The sequence below is a fragment of the Serratia sp. Tan611 genome (assembly GCF_905188235.1).
GTDB lineage: Bacteria > Pseudomonadota > Gammaproteobacteria > Enterobacterales > Enterobacteriaceae > Serratia_B > Serratia_B rhizosphaerae.
The window spans coordinates 3,442,833-3,459,627 of the sequence record NZ_LR994655.1; the positions used below are offsets into that span (position 1 = coordinate 3,442,833).

14 protein-coding genes are annotated in these 16,795 nt (G+C 63.9%); 6 read left to right on the forward strand and 8 right to left on the reverse strand.

The features are described 5' to 3' along the window. Positions 1 to 10 precede the first annotated feature (10 nt). The 3 genes from TAN611_RS16260 to TAN611_RS16270 are packed head-to-tail and all read left to right on the forward strand — an operon-like array spanning position 11 to position 2,966. A complete protein-coding gene (locus TAN611_RS16260) occupies positions 11 to 991 on the forward strand; it encodes a tripartite tricarboxylate transporter substrate binding protein (RefSeq protein WP_105231969.1) in 981 nt (326 codons plus the stop codon). Positions 992 to 1,004: 13 nt separating this feature from the next. Continuing rightward, positions 1,005 to 1,436 carry a tripartite tricarboxylate transporter TctB family protein gene (locus TAN611_RS16265; RefSeq protein ID WP_105231970.1) on the forward strand — a complete coding sequence of 144 codons (432 nt, stop codon included), beginning with the start codon at positions 1,005 to 1,007 and terminating at the stop codon, positions 1,434 to 1,436. Between the two features lie 9 nt (positions 1,437 to 1,445). Next, positions 1,446 to 2,966, forward strand: coding sequence for a tripartite tricarboxylate transporter permease (locus TAN611_RS16270; RefSeq protein WP_111736711.1), 1,521 nt, complete (start codon positions 1,446 to 1,448; stop codon positions 2,964 to 2,966). 61 nt (positions 2,967 to 3,027) lie between these two features. On the opposite strand, the gene TAN611_RS16275 is transcribed toward TAN611_RS16270, so the two are convergent. The 4 genes from TAN611_RS16275 to TAN611_RS16290 are packed head-to-tail and all read right to left on the reverse strand — an operon-like array spanning position 3,028 to position 6,693. Continuing rightward, entirely contained in the window at positions 3,028 to 3,528 is a 501-nt protein-coding gene (locus TAN611_RS16275) for a protein disulfide oxidoreductase (protein ID WP_197950025.1), read from the reverse strand. Beyond that, the gene (locus TAN611_RS16280; RefSeq protein WP_203066734.1) at positions 3,521 to 4,237 is read right to left on the reverse strand and encodes a DsbA family protein; all 717 of its coding nucleotides are present in this window, start codon (positions 4,235 to 4,237) and stop codon (positions 3,521 to 3,523) included. Before TAN611_RS16280 ends, TAN611_RS16275 begins: the two co-directional genes overlap by 8 nt. Beyond that, entirely contained in the window at positions 4,234 to 6,279 is a 2,046-nt protein-coding gene (locus TAN611_RS16285) for a protein-disulfide reductase DsbD (RefSeq protein ID WP_203066735.1), read from the reverse strand. The genes TAN611_RS16280 and TAN611_RS16285 overlap by 4 nt, the downstream gene beginning before the upstream one ends. Before the next feature lie 48 nt (positions 6,280 to 6,327). Then, positions 6,328 to 6,693, reverse strand: coding sequence for a copper resistance protein (locus TAN611_RS16290; RefSeq protein ID WP_105231976.1), 366 nt, complete (start codon positions 6,691 to 6,693; stop codon positions 6,328 to 6,330). 191 nt (positions 6,694 to 6,884) lie between these two features. On the opposite strand from TAN611_RS16290, the gene flk reads away from it, so the two are divergent. Beyond that, entirely contained in the window at positions 6,885 to 7,907 is a 1,023-nt protein-coding gene (gene flk / locus TAN611_RS16295; RefSeq protein ID WP_203066736.1) for a flagella biosynthesis regulator Flk, read from the forward strand. A gap of 9 nt (positions 7,908 to 7,916) precedes the next feature. Here the strand turns inward: flk and TAN611_RS16300 are convergent, their stop codons facing one another. Continuing rightward, positions 7,917 to 8,372, reverse strand: a complete 456-nt coding sequence (locus TAN611_RS16300) for a rhodanese-like domain-containing protein (RefSeq protein WP_187044347.1) — start codon at positions 8,370 to 8,372, stop codon at positions 7,917 to 7,919. 97 nt (positions 8,373 to 8,469) lie between these two features. Between TAN611_RS16300 and TAN611_RS16305 the strand changes: the two genes are divergently transcribed. Both TAN611_RS16305 and apbE read left to right on the forward strand, forming a co-directional pair. After that, complete coding sequence (locus TAN611_RS16305; RefSeq protein ID WP_203067793.1) at positions 8,470 to 9,903, forward strand: PLP-dependent aminotransferase family protein; 1,434 nt, start codon at positions 8,470 to 8,472, stop codon at positions 9,901 to 9,903. Between the two features lie 117 nt (positions 9,904 to 10,020). Then, complete coding sequence (gene apbE, locus TAN611_RS16310) at positions 10,021 to 11,052, forward strand: FAD:protein FMN transferase ApbE (RefSeq protein WP_203066739.1); 1,032 nt, start codon at positions 10,021 to 10,023, stop codon at positions 11,050 to 11,052. Positions 11,053 to 11,083: 31 nt separating this feature from the next. On the opposite strand, the gene TAN611_RS16315 is transcribed toward apbE, so the two are convergent. The 3 genes from TAN611_RS16315 to TAN611_RS16325 are packed head-to-tail and all read right to left on the reverse strand — an operon-like array spanning position 11,084 to position 16,790. Continuing rightward, positions 11,084 to 14,206: an efflux RND transporter permease subunit gene (locus TAN611_RS16315; RefSeq protein ID WP_203066740.1), complete on the reverse strand. Its 3,123-nt coding sequence runs from the start codon at positions 14,204 to 14,206 to the stop codon at positions 11,084 to 11,086. Then, positions 14,203 to 15,534: an efflux RND transporter periplasmic adaptor subunit gene (locus TAN611_RS16320; protein ID WP_203066741.1), complete on the reverse strand. Its 1,332-nt coding sequence runs from the start codon at positions 15,532 to 15,534 to the stop codon at positions 14,203 to 14,205. The genes TAN611_RS16315 and TAN611_RS16320 overlap by 4 nt, the downstream gene beginning before the upstream one ends. Continuing rightward, positions 15,534 to 16,790, reverse strand: coding sequence for a TolC family protein (locus TAN611_RS16325; RefSeq protein WP_105231983.1), 1,257 nt, complete (start codon positions 16,788 to 16,790; stop codon positions 15,534 to 15,536). The genes TAN611_RS16320 and TAN611_RS16325 overlap by 1 nt, the downstream gene beginning before the upstream one ends. Between the last annotated feature and the right edge of the window lie 5 nt (positions 16,791 to 16,795).

Sequence of the window (16,795 nt, forward strand, 5' to 3'; positions counted from 1 at the left end):
GGGGAAGGCAATGAAAAAAATAATCACCCGTACTCTGACCGCAACCGCTCTGCTGTTGGCAGCCAATCAGGCTTTCGCCATTGAAGCGCCCGACCGTACCGAATGTATCGCGCCGGCCAAGCCCGGCGGCGGCTTCGATCTGACCTGTAAACTGCTGCAGGTGTCTTTGCAGGAAACCAAAGCCATCAATAAACCGATGCGCGTTACCTATATGCCAGGCGGCGTCGGCGCGGTGGCCTATAACGCCATCGTCGCCCAGCGCCCGGCGGAGTTCGGCACCGTGGTCGCCTTCTCCGGCGGCTCGCTGCTCAACCTGTCGCAGGGCAAATTCGGCCGCTACGGCGTGGATGACGTCAAGTGGCTGGCGGCGGTCGGCACCGATTACGGCATGATCGCCGTGCGCGCCGACTCGCCGTATAAAACGCTGAAAGACCTGATGGAAGCCTTCAAGAAAGATCCCACCAGCGTGGTGTTCGGCGCCGGTGCCTCGATCGGCAGCCAGGACTGGATGAAAACCGCGCTGCTGGCGCGTGAAGTGGGCGTCGACCCGCGCAAGATGCGCTACGTCGCCTTTGAAGGCGGCGGCGAACCGGTGACCGCGCTGCTCGGCAACCATATTCAGGCGGTATCCGGCGACCTGAGCGAAATGGTGCCTTACCTGCAGGGCGACAAAATCCGCGTGTTGGCGGTGTATTCGGAAGAACGCCTGCCGGGCCAGTTGGCCGAGGTGCCGACGGCTAAAGAGCAGGGCTATAACCTGGTGTGGCCGGTGATCCGCGGTTTCTACCTGGGGCCGAAGGTCAGCGATGAAGAGTACCAGTGGTGGACCGATGCCTTCGCCAAACTGCAGCAGACCGAAGAGTTCAAAAAGCAGCGTGACCTGCGCGGGCTGTTTGAATTTAACCTGCGCGGCAAAGAGCTGGACGCCTACGTGAAGAAACAGGTCAGCGACTACCGTGAACAGGCGAAAGCCTTCGGCCTGGCCAAGTAATCCGGAGGCATCCATGAGCGATCGTATTTTTGCCGGGGTGTGGCTACTGCTGTGCATCGGCGGCCTGTATATCGGCTGGGGCATTCACAGCGAATACAGCTATGAGCCGCTGGGGCCGCGCCCGTTTCCGCTGATCATCCTCAGCCTGATGGCGCTGTGCGCCGTTCTGATGCTGCTGCGCCATCCGCAGGTGGTGGCCTGGCCGCACCGCGCCACCCTGCAGCGTCTGCTGCTGCTGACCATCACGCTGTCGCTGTACGCCTGGTGTTTTGAGCTGCTGGGCTTTCCGCTGGCTACCGCCCTGCTGACCTTCAGCATCGCACTGCTGTTCGGCGCGCGCGTGCCGGCGGCGGCGATCTCCGGCGCGGTGATGGGCGTAGCGCTGTATTACGCCTTTGACCGCCTGCTCGACGTTACGCTGCCGCTCGGCGCCTGGCTGAACTGAGGAACGATAATGGATACCTGGTTATATTTATCACAAGGGTTCGAGGTGGCGCTGATTCCACAGAACCTGGTTATTGCGCTGATCGGCTGTTTCGTCGGCACCATCGTCGGGCTGCTGCCGGGCCTCGGGCCGATTAACGGCGTGGCGATCCTGCTGCCGCTGGCCTTCGCGCTGAAGCTGCCGGCGGAATCGGCGCTGATTCTGCTGGCGACGGTGTATATCGGCTGTGAGTACGGCGGCCGCATCTCCTCCATCCTGCTGAACGTGCCCGGGGACGCCGCGGCGATCATGACCGCGCTGGACGGCTACCCGATGGCGCAGCAGGGGCGCGCCGGCGTGGCGCTGTCCATTTCCGCGGTCAGCTCGTTTATCGGCTCCATCATCGCCATCGGCGGCATTATTCTGTTCGCCCCGCTGCTGGCGCGCTGGTCGCTGGCCTTCGGCCCGGCGGAGTACTTCGCGCTGATGATCTTCGCCATCGCCTGTCTCGGCAGCATGATGAGCCAGAACCCGCTGAAGTCGCTGCTGGCGGCGCTGATCGGCCTCGGGCTGGCGACGGTCGGCGTCGATGCCAACACCGGCGTCTACCGCTTTACCTTCGACAGCGTGCACCTCTCCGACGGCATTCAGTTTATCGTGGTGGTGATCGGCCTGTTCTCGGTCAGCGAAATCCTGCTGATGCTGGAGAGCACCGGCGCCGGCCAAAAGCTGGTGCGTAAAACCGGGCGGCTGCTGTTTAACCGTAAAGAGGCGAAAGAGTGCGCCGGCCCGGCCCTGCGCTCTTCGGTAGTCGGTTTCTTCGTCGGCATACTGCCGGGTGCCGGGGCGACCATCGCCAGCGCGCTGACCTATATGACCGAGAAGAAAATCAGCGGCAACAGTGACAGCTTCGGCAAAGGGGATATCCGCGGCGTGGCGGCGCCGGAGGCGGCTAACAATGCATCGGCCTGCGGCTCGTTTATTCCGATGCTGACGCTGGGCGTACCGGGTTCCGGCACCACCGCGGTGATGATGGGTGCGCTGACGCTGTACAACATCACGCCGGGGCCGGCGATGTTCACCGAACAGCCCGATATTGTCTGGGGGCTGATCGCCGCGCTGCTGATCGCCAACGTGATGCTGCTGATCATGAACATCCCGCTGATTGGTCTGTTTACCCGCATGCTGACCATTCCGCTGTGGTTCCTGGTGCCGGCGATCGCCGCCGTATCGGCAGTCGGCGTGTACGCGGTGCACAGCACCACCTTCGATCTGATGCTGATGGTCGGACTGGGGGTATTCGGCTATATCCTGCGCAAAATGCACTTCCCGATGTCGCCGCTGATTCTGGGCTTTGTGCTGGGCGAACTGCTGGAGCAGAACCTGCGCCGCGCGCTGTCGATCAGCAACGGCGAATACGGCATTCTGTGGGGCAGCGGCATTGCCCAAAGCCTGCTGGTATTGGCGGTGGCGGTACTGGTGGTGCCGCCGGTACTGCGCGTGATACGCAAACGCCGCAGCCAGACGGTAGAGACCGCCAAGGCCGAATAAGCATTACCTGCAGCAATGTAAAAGGCCGGATAATCCGGCCTTTTTTTATTGTTACCCCAAACTACCAGGCTGCCCACCACAGGCGCAGTTTCATCCCCCAGTAGCTGGTCCAGCCGGTGGTGCTCTGCACCACCTTGCCCTTATCGATGATGACGAAGGTGGGCGTAACGCCCACCTGCCAGCGCGCCGCCAGCTCGCCGGCGGGATCGTTGACCACCGGCAGACTCAGCCGCTTGGCGGCCAGCCAGGCCGCCACCTGCTGGTCATCGCCGGAGCGCAGCGCCACGCTCAGCACGTTGCCGCCCTGCGCCGCCAGCTTGGCGACGCTGGGGGTAGTGTAACGGCAGACGCCGCACCAGCTGGCCCAAAAGTAGACCAGCAGCGGCCGTTCTTGACTGCGCTGCGCCAGCGAGAACGACGCGCCGTCCAGAGTGGTCAGCCGCTGGGTGTCGAACGCCGGCGGCGCCTGCGGTGCGCGCCACAGATCCATGGCGAACAGAATCCCCGCCAACATCAGCAACAGCAGCGCGATTTCACGCCCCCAGCGTTTCAGCCTAACCACGGTCGGCCTGCGCCAGCTGCTGCTTCACCAGCGACTCCAGCTGTTCGTAGGACACCGCCCCCGGCAGCATCTGATCGCCAATCAGCGTCGCCGGCGTACCCTGCACGCCCAGCTGTTCCGCCAGCTGCATATTGGTGCGCAGCGTGCTCATGCTCTGCTCGCTCGGCGTTACCGCCTTCACGCCGGTTTTCTGCTGCGCCGCGGCGATGCTGGCGTCATCATGGAAGCCCTTTTTCGCCATCAGCCGCTGATGCAGCGCCCAGAACTGCTGCGGGTTTTGCTGCCAGGTGGTCAGCGCGATGCGCGCCGAACTGACCGAGCTTTCGCCTTTAAACGGCAGCAGTTTCACCACCAGCGCCACGTCCGGGTATTTCTTGACGATTTTTTCCAGCATAGGATCGAACTGCTTGCAGTACGGACAGTTGTAATCGGTAAAGGTCACCATCGTCAGCTTGGCGTCCTTCGCCCCCAGCCGCGGGCTGGCCGGATCCTGATACAGGGTTTTCGCCTGCTGCTTGATCACCTGGCTGACCTGTTGATCGGAGGTTTGCTTCTGCCAGGCGTCGACCGCCTGCGCCAGAATATCCGGGTTGGACACCAGCGTTTCACGGATCATCTCCTTCACGCGCGCCTCCTGTTCCGGGGTAAAAGGGGCAGCGGCCCACACGGGGGATACCATCATCAGTAAAATAATCAGTAACTTCTTCATTGTTCAGTTCCTTTAGCGGCGGACAGGGTTTGCAGAACGGCATCGCGGGTCAATAACGGTGATAACACCACGCCGTTCGGGCTGTCGGGGCCATAAATCTGGTTGAAAGGGACGCCGACGCTGCCGCGGCGTTGCAGAAACGCGCTAATCTCGACCGAAGGCCGGCTCCAGTCGCCGCGCAGCGCCACCACGTCATCGGCCATCAGCGCCTGCTGTACATCGTCACGCATCAATACGTTGAATTTATTGGCTTTACAGGTGACACACCAGTCGGCGGTCACATCGACGAACACTCGCTTGTTCTGGGCCAGCGCCTGGGTGATGGCCTGCTCGCTCAGCGGCTGCCACGTCACCCGGTCCTGCAGCGGCTGCCGCCACAGGTTCGCCGTCAGCGACAGCGTAAGCAGCGTCAGGCCGGTGACCACCAGCAGGCTGGCGCCGGCGATGCCCGCCGACCGCGCACCGTAACGCCGCCAGACCGCCAGCAGCAGCCCCAGCAGCAGCGCACCACCGACCACCAGCGTCGCCTGAACGCCGATATGGTTGGTCATCAGACTCAGCAGCCACAGCGACGACGCCAGCATCAGCAGCCCCAGCACCAGACGCAGCACGTTCATCCAGCGCCCGGGACGCGGCAGGCGCAGCGCCAATGCCGGCCAGGCGGCAATCAGCAGCCACGGCAGGCTCATGCCGATGCCCAGCGCCAGGAACATGCCCCACAGCACCGGCAGCGGCGCGGCCAGCGCAAAGGCCACCGCGGTGCCGAGGAACGGCGCCGTACACGGCGTCGCCAGCAAGGTAGCGAACGCCCCCTGCCAGAAGTGGCCACTCATCCCCTGGCCGCCGTGGGTCGCCAGGCGGGTGCTGAGTCCGGAAGAGAGCTGCAGATGGAACAGTCCGAACAGGTTGGCGCTGAACAGCAGCGTCACCAGCACCATAAAGCCGATAAACCACGGGTTCTGGAACTGGATGCCCCAACCCAGCGCCTGATTGCTCAGCCGTAAAGCGGTCATCAGCAGCGCCAGCACCAGAAACGACGCTACAATCCCGGCGCTGGAGGCAAGGAACTGCTTGCGCACGCTGCGCCGGTCGCGCTGTTCCACCTGCAAAATGGAACCCAACTTCATCCCCAGCACCGGCAGCACGCACGGCATCAGGTTCAGAATCAAACCGCCGACCAGCGCCATCAGCACCGCCTGCCACAGCGTAACGCCGCCCGATGACGACACCGCCAGCGGCTCGCCGACGGTCAGCGTCGTCTGCTGCGCCAGACCGTCGTCGGTGATCACCAGCGTCAGCGTTTGTCCGCGCAGATCGGGGGCGGCGTCGCCCCAGCCGTCGCTGACCGGCACCCGCGCCTGCATCGTTGCGCCGCTGTGGCTGATGGTCGGCTTGCCGATATCCGCATCCGGCAAGGTGTCAAAAAACAGCGCGGGCTGACGCCAGTTTGCGCCGGCATTACGCTCGGCGCTGACTTGCAGCTCGCCGTTGCGGTAACCGACGCGCAGATTGTCGGTCAGGCCACTGTCAATCGGCACCTTGCCCATCGCCTGGGCAAAGTCATGGTTGAACTGCGCGTCATTGGCCGCCGACAGATCCAGATTGAACGCATAGTCGGTCAGGATGCAGACGTTGCTGCAGGTGGACAGCGTCAGGGTGCCGGCCAGACGCGCCGGCGCAGCCCCCTTAATCACAATCGGGATAGTGACGCCGTCGTGGTAGCCCTGCGTGGTGATGCCCGCCACGTCAAAACGCTGCGGCGCCGGCCAGAACCATGTGGCCGACGGCGGCGGATTGCCCTGCCACTTGATCGCTGGCGCGATGCCCCCTTCGCCGGGAGAGCGCCAGTAGGTTTTCCAGCCCTTCTGCAGCTCTACCGACAGCAGCAGGCGCGTTTCTCCGGCCTGGGAAGTATCGGCGCGCAGCCGCACCTTGGCATGATCGTTGGTCGGGCTTTGCAGCCAGCCGCTGTCCGCCGCCTGTAGCATCGGCAGCCATAGCAGCAGCAGGCAGGCTAATGCCGACCTAAAGGTATTCAACATATTTTTCTCCGTAAATGAGTCAGTTATCGTCCAGGTTGGGCGAGGGTCTCATTCACGGAAAACGCATAATCGCAGGTGCACCCTGAGGGTGGGAGGGGAAACCGCACGCGGCGGCGGAATGCGCAGACGCGCGGCAATCACCGGGGCCAGCAGCGCCAACAGCAGACCCAGCCCCAGCAGTACGCTTTCAAAGATGACCGGCGGCGCGGCCAGCAGCGATTTGGCGCTCAGTTCGCACGGACTGGTGGCGGCAACGGCTTCACCGTTGTCGTCGGCCGCCGCCGCGCTGACCGCCGGAATACCCAGCGTCAGTTGCAGCGCGTGCAGGCTCGCCATACGCTGCGTCATGCAGGTCAGGACGACCAGGCAAGCCAGGCATAAAAACCATTTTGCAATCTGTTGCCGTTTGACCATGACATCCTCGCGAGCGTAATCCGCCTATCTTAGCGGCAGCGAGGCGATTGGCAACGTTTTACCTGTAAAGAAATGTCGTGCGAATGGTATTGATAAGGGGAATTTACAGGTATCATAGTCGCTATACGATTTATAGAACCTGCGCTTTTCGCCGGGTATGACTTCTTTCTGCACAGCGAAGGACTGGTGACATGCAACCTTTGAGCGGCCCCGGCGCCCACAACCTTTCCGATCGCCCCCCATCCGGGGAGAAAAACACCGCCTCCGATACGCAGCCGCTCTCTCCGGCGCAGCGCACCATGCTGGAAAAGCTGGTGGTGAAGATTATGGCGCTCAGCCCGGCCAAATCCGCCGAGATTTGGGCCAGCCTGCGCCACGATCTGGGCGCCACCGACGGCAGCGAACTGCGGGCGCGCCACTTTCAGCCGGCGGAGCAACTGCTGCAACAGCGTCTGAGCCAGGCGCAGCAGAATCACGCCAGCCGCCAGCTGTTGCAACAGCTGACCGAGCTGCTGCCGCAGGGGAATAACCGCCAGGCGGTCAGTGATTTTATCCGCCAGCAGTTCGGCCATACCGTGCTGAGCCAGCTCAGCCACCAGCAGTTACAGCAGGTGTTGAGCCAGCTGCAGAGCGGCAGCCTGACCATTCCGCATCCGCAGCAGAGCGCCGTCAGCGACCGTCCTTTACTGCCGGCCGAACACCAGAACCTGCAGCAGCAGGTGACGCGCCTGAGCGCCGCCACCGGCGAATCGCCGGCTAAAATCTGGCAGAGCCTGTTTAATCTGGTCGGGGTAAAAACCAACGACCCGCTGCCGGCGCGCCATTTCCAGCTGTTAAGTCAGTATCTGCAGGTGAAAACGGCGCTGAGCGCGCAGCACGCGCCAACGCTGAATAACCTGCTGACGGTGCTCAAACAGCCGGCGGACCGGCAAGAGCAGCAGCTGCTGCTGGATTACTGCCAGACGCGCTTCCACTGCGCGGCCAACACCCCGCTGACCCAGGCGCAGATCAACGAGGCGGTGACGCAGCTGTTCGCCCGCCGGTTGGAAAAGGCCGGCGTCACGCCGACGATTCATAACGAGACGCCGCAGCCGCAGCTCAATCCGCTGATCGCCAACGTGGCGCTGCCGCTGCAGGCCGCTCTCAGCAAGCGGGGCTGGGCTCTGGTCGCACTGGTGCTGGTGCTGGTTATCGTGCTGATGCTGGCGCTGTAGCCTTCAGCATCAGGCACAGCCGCAGTCGGCGCCCGGCTGCTGCCCCATCAGCGAACCGCAAGACTCGCCGACGGCCACCGGATAGCCGTCGCGCAGCCAGAAATCCAGCCCGCCAAGCAACTCTTTGACCTTAAACCCCAGCCGGGCCAGTTTGTAGGCCCCTTGCGTCGATGCGTTACAGCCAATGCCGTCGCAGTAGGTGATATACACTTTATCGCGATCCAACGCCGCCGTGCTGACTTCATCCATCAGCCGGTGCGGCAGACTGACGGCGCCGGGAATATGCCCCGCCAGATAGTGCTGTTCGGAACGCGCATCAATGACGACGATAGCGTCGACGCCGTGACGCAAATCCTCCGCCACATCCCAGGCATCGGTGTAAAAACTCAGTTTCGCGGCCAGATAGGCCAGGTTCTCTTCCGGTTCAGCAGGAGGAACGGCCAGAACCAGTGAACGATACGTCATGCAGTTTATCCTCAGTTACGCTCAAATGATGGTGACAAGCATGCCCTATTTTGGTCTTATCAATGAGACCCATTTTTTATCAATGGCAAGACCCATGATGACCAAAACGCTGCTGACGCTGTTCCAACGGCCGGAACATACCAACGCTTCACTGCGCGAACGTGTTTGCAGTACGCTGCGGCGCGCGATTCATACCGGCGCGCTAACGTACGGACAACGCCTGCCCTCCAGCCGCACGCTGGCCGCAGATTTAGGCGTCTCCCGCGTGACGGCGGAAGCCGCCTATGGCCAGTTGGAAGCCGAGGGATACCTGCGGCGCCGCATCGGCCAGGGTACTTTTGTCGCCATTTCCGTCGCCAGAATGCGGCCGCCTGCCCGGCCGCAGCAGCGCCCGCAGCTTTCCCGCCGCGGCAGCCAGATCGTCACCACCGGCGGCTGCCGCGATCCGCAGCGGCCGCTGCCGTTCGCTGCCGGCTCCCCCGACCTGCGCCTGTTCCCCGTCAAACAGTGGCAGCAGCTCACCGCGCAGCAATGGCGCCTGCAGGGGGAAACGCTGATGCGTTACGGCGATCCGCAGGGTTATCTGCCACTGCGGGAGGCGATTGCCGCTCACGTCAACCAAACGCGCGGCGTCAACTGCGATGCGCGGCAGGTTATCGTACTGACCAGCTCACAACAGGCTCTGCAGTTGATTACCGCGCTGCTGCTGGACGACGGTGACCGGGTGTGGATTGAAGATCCCGCCTACCCCGGCGCGCGCAACGCGTTTCTCAGCGCCGGCGCGCAGCTGACGCCGGTCGCAGTTGATGACGCCGGCATGCGACCGCATGACGCTCTGCCCACCCCGCGCCTGATCTACCTGACCCCCTCCCACCAATACCCCAGCGGAGTCACGCTCAGTCTGGCCCGCCGGCTGGCTCTTCTGGCGCTGGCGGAGAAACAGCAGGCGTGGATCGTGGAGGACGATTACGACAGCGAGTTTCATTATGACGGCCAGCCGATGCCCGCCATGCAGGGGTTGGATCGTGCAGGCAACGTGCTGTATATCGGCACATTTTCCAAATCGCTGTTCCCGTCGCTACGGCTGGCTTATCTGATCGCGCCGCCGCCGCTGGTTGAAACCTTTGTCACCGCCCGCAGCGTCTATGACGGTCACACCACGCAGTTGAACCAGGCCGTCACCGCAGAGTTTATGCGCCAGGGGCACTTTGCCGCCCATATCCGCTATATGCGCCAGCTGTACCGCAGCCGCCGCGACCATCTGCAACAACAGATAGCACATCACTGGCGGCACTTCGCCACGCCGCAGCCGACTCACGGCGGCCTGCAGCTCAGCGTGTGGCTGCCGGACGGATGCGAGGCAACGCTAACCCGTCAGGCCAGACAGGCCGGCGTGCTGACGCCCGGGCTGGCGGCCCATTATCAGCACGACGCCGCGCGCCGTGACGGCTGGCTGCTGGGTTTTTCCGCGCTCACACCGGGAGAAATCAGTGCCGCCGTGGCGCGCTTGGCCCATTTGCGCCCCGGCTGAGCGCACAGATACCTCGCTCGTTGTGCAACAAAATGCATTTTGTCGCCGCCGCCCCTTTATATTTGCCGCACTTTGCTCTATTTATAGCGCCTTTATTTTGTCTTCAAGGATCCCGCCATGGCCCACTCTTTCGCCAGAAGCCTGTTGCTCGGCGTCGCGCTTACGCTGCTCGCCGCCTGTGATAACGCCGCCACCCGCCCGCAGATGGATATCGCCGGTAAAACCATGGGGACGTTTTACAGCGTCAAGATCAGCGGCGAGGTCGCGGAAAACCGCCAACAGCTGCAGCAGGAGATCGACGCGCTGCTGGAGCAGGCCAATGACGATATCTCCACTTACCGCGCCGATTCGGTGCTGTCGCGCTTTAACCGTTCACACAGCGGCGCGCCGCAGCCGATCCCGCGCGGCATGGCGGATATTATTCTCACCGCCCAGCGCATCGGCCGCGATACCCATGACGCGATGAACATCACCGTCGGCCCGCTGGTGAACCTGTGGGGCTTCGGCCCGGACAAACGTCCGGTGAACGTTCCCAGCCAGCAGCAGATTGACGCCGCCAAACGCAACGTCGGCCTGCAGCACCTGACGCTGACCAGCAATGCGCAGGGCGAGTGGCTGCAAAAGGATCTGCCGGGGCTGTATGTCGATCTGTCGACGCTGGGCGAAGGCTACGGCGCGGACCTGCTGGCGCAGCTGATGGCGCGTAAAGGCATCACCAACTACCTGGTGTCGGTAGGCGGCGCGGTGCGATCGCGCGGCGTTAACGATCAGGGCAAACCATGGCGCGTGGCAATCCAGAAACCGACCGACCGAGAAAATGCGGTGCAGGCGCTGGTAGATCTGCAGGGCTACGGCATCAGCACCGCCGGCAGCTATCGCAACTATTTTGAGCAAAACGGCCAGCGCTATTCGCATATTATCGACCCCAATACCGGCCGGCCGATTAACCACCGCCTGGTTTCGGTAACGGTGATCGCCCCCACCGCACTGGAAGCCGACGGCTGGGACTCCGGCCTGATGGTGCTGGGCAGTGAAAAAGCCATGAAGCTGGCGGAAGAGCAAGGGCTGGCGGTGTATATGATCAGCAAAACCAACAGCGGCTTCAGCGCGCAGATGACGCCGCAGTTTAAGGCGTTTCTGCTGCAATAACATCAGGGGGCCGCGCGGCCCCCCAGTTTATTTATTCCTCTGGTTTATGCATCAGCAGATACACCGCCGGGATCACCAGCATCGATAAAATCGGCGCGCTGATCATGCCGCCAATCATCGGCGCGGCGATGCGCTGCATCACCTCGGAACCGGAACCGTCGCTCCACATAATCGGCAATAGCCCGGCCATAATGGTCGCCACCGTCATCACCTTCGGCCGGACGCGCAGCACCGCCCCTTCGCTGATGGCCGCCAGCAGCTGCTGGCGGGTCATCGGCCGGCCGCTCTGCCGCTGCTTGTGCAGCGCCTGATTCAGATACAGCACCATGATCACGCCGAACTCCGCCGCCACCCCGGCCAGGGCGATAAAGCCCACCGCGCCGGCCACCGACAGGTTGTAGTCCAGCAGATACAGCAGCCAGACACCGCCGATCAGGGCAAACGGCAGCGTCGCCATAATCAGCAGCGCGTCGCGCACGCTGTTGAAAGTGACGAACAGCAGCACAAAAATAATCCCCAGGGTGACCGGTAGCACGACCTTCAGCTGGGCGCTGGCGCGTTCCAGATACTCGAACTGCCCGGACCAGCTCAGCGAAATGCCGGACGGCAGCCTGACCTGCTGCGCCACCGCGTGCTGCATCTCTTCCACCGCCGACTTCAGATCCCGCCCGCGCAGATCGACATAGATCCATTCGGACAACCGGGCGTTCTCGCTTTTCAGCATCGGCGGTCCGTCGCTGACGCGAATATCCGCCAGCGCCGACAGCGGCAGCTGACTGCCGTTCGCCGTCACCACCGGCAGATCGCGCAGCCCCTGCAGTGAGTCGCGGATCTCGCGCGGATAGCGCACGTTGATCGGATAGCGCGCCCGCCCTTCAATGGTTTCGCCGACGTTTTCGCCGCCGACTAAAGAAGCCACCATTGATTGCAGCTCGGTCACCGACACGCCATAGCGGGCAGCGCGCTGACGATCGATATCAATATCAACATAGCGCCCGCCGCTAAGCCGCTCCGCCAGCGCCGAGGAGACGCCCGGCACCTGCCGCACCACCTGCTCAATCTGCCCGGCGACGCGTTCGATATCCACGCGGTTGCTGCCGTTAACCTTGATCCCCACCGGGCTTTTAATCCCGGTAGACAGCATATCCAGCCGGTTGCGAATCGGCGGCACCCAGACGTTGGCAATGCCCGGCACCTTGACCGCCTCGTCCAGCTCCGCCACCAGCTTGTCCATGGTGATGCCTGGCCGCCACTGGTCGCGCGGTTTAAAACGGATGGTGGTTTCCAGCATGGTGAGCGGCGCCGGGTCGGTGGCGGTTTCCGCCCGCCCGACCTTGCCGAAGACCGTCTCCACCTCCGGCACCGTTTTAATCAGCCGGTCGGTCAGCTGCAGCAGACGCCCCGCTTCACGCACCGAAATCCCCGGCAGGGTCGAAGGCATATACAGCAGATCCCCTTCGTCGAGCGGCGGCATAAATTCGCTGCCCAGCCGGCTGAGCGGGTACAGCGTCAGCGCCAGCAGCAGCGCGGAAAGGCCCAGCGTGAGGCGCGGCCGCGCCAGCACCGCCGCCAGCAAAGGCTGGTACAAGCGAATCAGCCAGCGGTTGATCGGGTTGGCCTGCTCATCAGGAATACGTCCGCGGATAAAGTAGCCCATCAGCACCGGCACCAGCGTAATGCCCAGCCCGGCCGCCACCGCCATCGCGTAGGTTTTGGTGAAGGCCAGCGGCGCGAACATCTTGCCCTCCTGCGCCTGCAGCGTGAACACCGGAATAAACGACAGCGTGATGATCAATAAGCTGCCGAACAGCGCCGGCCCGACCTCAACCGCCGCCTGCTCGGCAATGCGCCAGTAGTCCTGCGCTTCCGGCTGCCGTTCAGGATGGCGCTGCCGCCACTGCTCCAGCACCTTATGCATGTTCTCGATCATCACGATCGCCGCGTCCACCATCGCGCCGATGGCGATGGCGATGCCGCCCAGCGACATAATGTTGGCGTTCACCCCCTGATAGTGCATCACCACAAACGCGCCGAGAATACCGAGCGGCAGGGTCACCATCGCCACCAGCGCTGAACGGAAGTGGAACAGGAACAGCGTGCACACCAGCGCCACCACCACGAACTCCTCCAGCAGCTTGAACGACAGGTTATCGATCGCCTGCTCGATCAGCTGTGAACGGTCGTAAACCGTGACGATCTCCACGCCCGGCGGCAGCGTCTGCCGCAGCTGCTGCAGCTTGTCTTTCAGCGCGTTGATGGTTTCCAGCGCGTTCTGGCCGTAGCGCATCACCACAATACCGCCGGCCACTTCCCCTTCGCCGTTCAGCTCCGCCACGCCGCGGCGGATTTCCGGCCCTTCGCGCAGCGTCGCCACCTGGGACAGCAGGATCGGCACGCCGTCGCGCACCGCTATCACCACATTGGCGAAATCCGCCGTCGTTTTCAGATAGCCGGCGCTGCGCACCATATACTCCGCTTCCCCCATTTCCAGCAGCGCACCGCCGCCTTCCTGATTCGCCTCCTGCAGCGCCTTGACCACCTGCTGGTGGGAGACGTTAAGCGCGCGCAGGCTTTCCGGGTTGAGCACCACCTGATACTGGCGCACCATGCCGCCCACGCTGGCCACTTCGGCGACGTTGGGCACGGTTTTCAGCTCGAATTTCAGCGTCCAGTCCTGCAGCGCACGCAGATCCGCCAGGCTGTGACGGCCGCTCCTGTCCACCAGCGCATACTCATACACCCAGCCGACGCCGGTGGCGTCCGGCCCGAGCGCCACCTTCACCTGCGACGGCAGCGCGGACTGCACCTGGCTGAGCGACTCCAGCACGCGCGAGCGCGCCCAGTACAGATCGGTGCCGTCCTCAAACAGGATGTAGACATAGGCATCGCCGAACATGGAGAACCCGCGCACGGTTTTCGCGCCGGGTACCGTCAGCATGGTGGTGGTCAGCGGATAGGTCACCTGGTCCTCCACCACCTGCGGCGCTTTGCCCGGATAGCTGGCGCGTACGATCACCTGAACGTCGGACAGATCCGGCAGCGCGTCCAGCGGCGCTTTCTGCAGCGCCCAGACGCCCCAGCCGGCCAGCATCGCCGCCGCCAGCAGCACCAGCAGCCGGTTGCGCAGCGACCAGCGAATGATTGCGGCGATCATTGGTGACCTCCGTGTGCATGATGATCCGCATGTTCGCCATGCGCTTGCGGCGTCGAATGTTCCCCGTGCGCCATCGCGGCCGCAGGCGGCTGATGTGCCCCGCGATCGTGAGGCTCAGGTTCAGCCGTCAGCTGCGGCAGCGCGCTGCGCAGGCTGGCTTCGGAATCGATCAGGAACTGCCCGGCGGTCACCACCCGTTGTCCGGCCTTCAGCCCGCGCGTGATCTCCACCCAACCGCCCTCCTGCCGGCCCGTTTCCACCTCGACCGGTATAAAGTAGCCGTCGCCTTCGCTCACCAGCACCCGGTTACGATCGCCGCTCATGATCAACGCCTCCAGCGGAATTGCCGGCACCGGCCGCCCCGCCGCCGGCTGGCTGAGGCGCACCTGCAGGTACATGCCCGGTTTCAGCCGCTGCTGCGGGTTTTGCAGCTGCACCCGCGCCTTAAAGGTGCGCGTCAGCGGATCGACATTCGGCAGCAGTTCATCGATCGTGCCGCTGAAACGTTCGCCCGGCCAGCTGGCGCTGCCGGCGCTGACCGCATCGCCGACCTGCACCACCCCGGCCTGCGCCTGCGGATAGTCGATCACCATCCATACCCGGTCGAGCGTCGCCAGTTCAAACAGCCCCTGCGCGGCGCTGACCTGCGCGCCCTCACGCACATCCAGACTGTTGATAAAGCCGCTGGCGGGCGCCGTGACGGTAATGCGCGTTTGCGGCCGGCCGCTGCGCTCCACCTCGCGGATCACCGACTCCGGCATAAACTGCAGCTGCAGGCGCTGACGCGCCGCGGCGCTCAGCGCGCTGTCCCCCAGACGTCGCACCGCCAGATACTCCTGCTGCGCCGCATGCCACGCCGGGATCCACAGCTGCGCCAGCGCCTGGCCTTTTTTCACCTGCTGCTGGCTGGCGCGCACCCACAGCTTCTCCACCAGACCGCTGGCGCGCGCGGCGATCACCTGCACGCCGCGCTCGTCAATCGCTACGCTGCCGTACGCCTCCAGCTGCGGCGCCAGCGGGCGCAGCTCCACCGCTGCGGTGCGCACGCCAAGGTTTTGTTGCTGACGGGCGCTGATGGTCACCCCGCCCTGCTCCTGCACCTCGTCGGCATAGCGCGGCACCAGATCCATATCCATAAACGGTGAAGGCCCCGGCTTGTCAAAGCGCTGCCCCGGCACCATCGGGTCATACCAATACAGCACCTGACGCTCAGCCGCCGGCGTCGCGCTCCCCGTCGGCGCTGATGATGGCGGCGTCGCCAGCCAGTAACCGGCCCCGGCGCCTGCCGCCAGCGCCGCCAATAACGCAAGGTTAAAACGCATTTTCATCAGAGGATCTCCTGCGGGATCAGGTAACGGATGGCGGCCCACAGCTGCGCCAGCTGACGGGCGGCCTGGCCGGCGTTCAGCCGGGCATCCAGCAACGCGCGACGCGCCGACAGCACAGCGGAAAGGTTGCTGTTGCCGCTGCGGTACTGCGCCAGCAGCAGATCGAGACGCTGCTGCTGCAGTGGAATCGCCTGCTGCTGCTGACGCTGCCACTGCGCCTGCGCCGCCTGATACTGCGCCAACAGGGTGTCCAGCTGCGCCCGATGGTCGCGGATCAGCAAGGTCAGCTGGTCGTTGGCCTCCAGGGTGCGCGACACGTCGGCAGCATAGTTTTTATCCTGTCGCTGCGCTTTAAACAGCGGCAGGTCGACGCTCAGCATGACGCCGGCCATATCTTCATAGCCGTCGGCGCGGCGCGCGTAATACACCTCCACGCCAACGTCGGGAATGGCGGCAATCGCCGACTGGGCGGAGCGCGCCTTGGCCACATCGGCTTCGCGGCCGGCCTGCACCACGTCCGGATGCTGGCGTATCGCCTGGCGCAGCACGTCACCGTCGGCCGGCAAACGCTCAAAGCGCGGCAGCTTACCGACAACCTGCTCGATCTGTTGCCCGGTCAGCTGCGTCAGCCTGGCCTGCGCCACCGTCACGTCGCGCTCGGCGGTGCTGATTTGGTCCTGCATCGCCAGCAGGGTCAGACGTGCGTCCACCACCTCGCTGGCCGACGAACTGCCGCTGGCCACGCCGGCGCGCTGCGCGCTAATCTGGCGCTCGCTCTCCGCAACCAACGCCCTGGCGTCGCGCAGGGTCTGCTGGCTGAGCGCCAGCTCCAGCCACGCCTGCGCGGTCTGCTGCTGCAAACGCGCGCGGATCGCCGCGCTGTTGGCCGAGGTTTTTTCCGCCTCTGCCCGCAGCGTATCGGCTTTACGCTGACGCTTATTGCCGCTGACGTAGTCCTGCATGATGCCGATACGTCCCATCGTCATGCCGTCGCGCGTCAGGCGATGGCCGTTGCCGCCCTGTACCGGTATGTTCTCAATCCCCAGCTTCAGTTTGGGATCGGGCAACTGCAGCGCGGAATCCGCCATATTGCGCAGTGCGGAAACCTGATGGCGGTTGGCGGACAGCTCGGCGGAGTAACGCTCCGCCGCCGACAGCGATTGTTCCAGCGTCAGGCCGGCCGCCTGTGCGCTCGCCGAACAGCAGACAAGCAGCAGCCAGCCCACCCGTGCCGGGTGAGAAAATAAGTTGGACATACCGC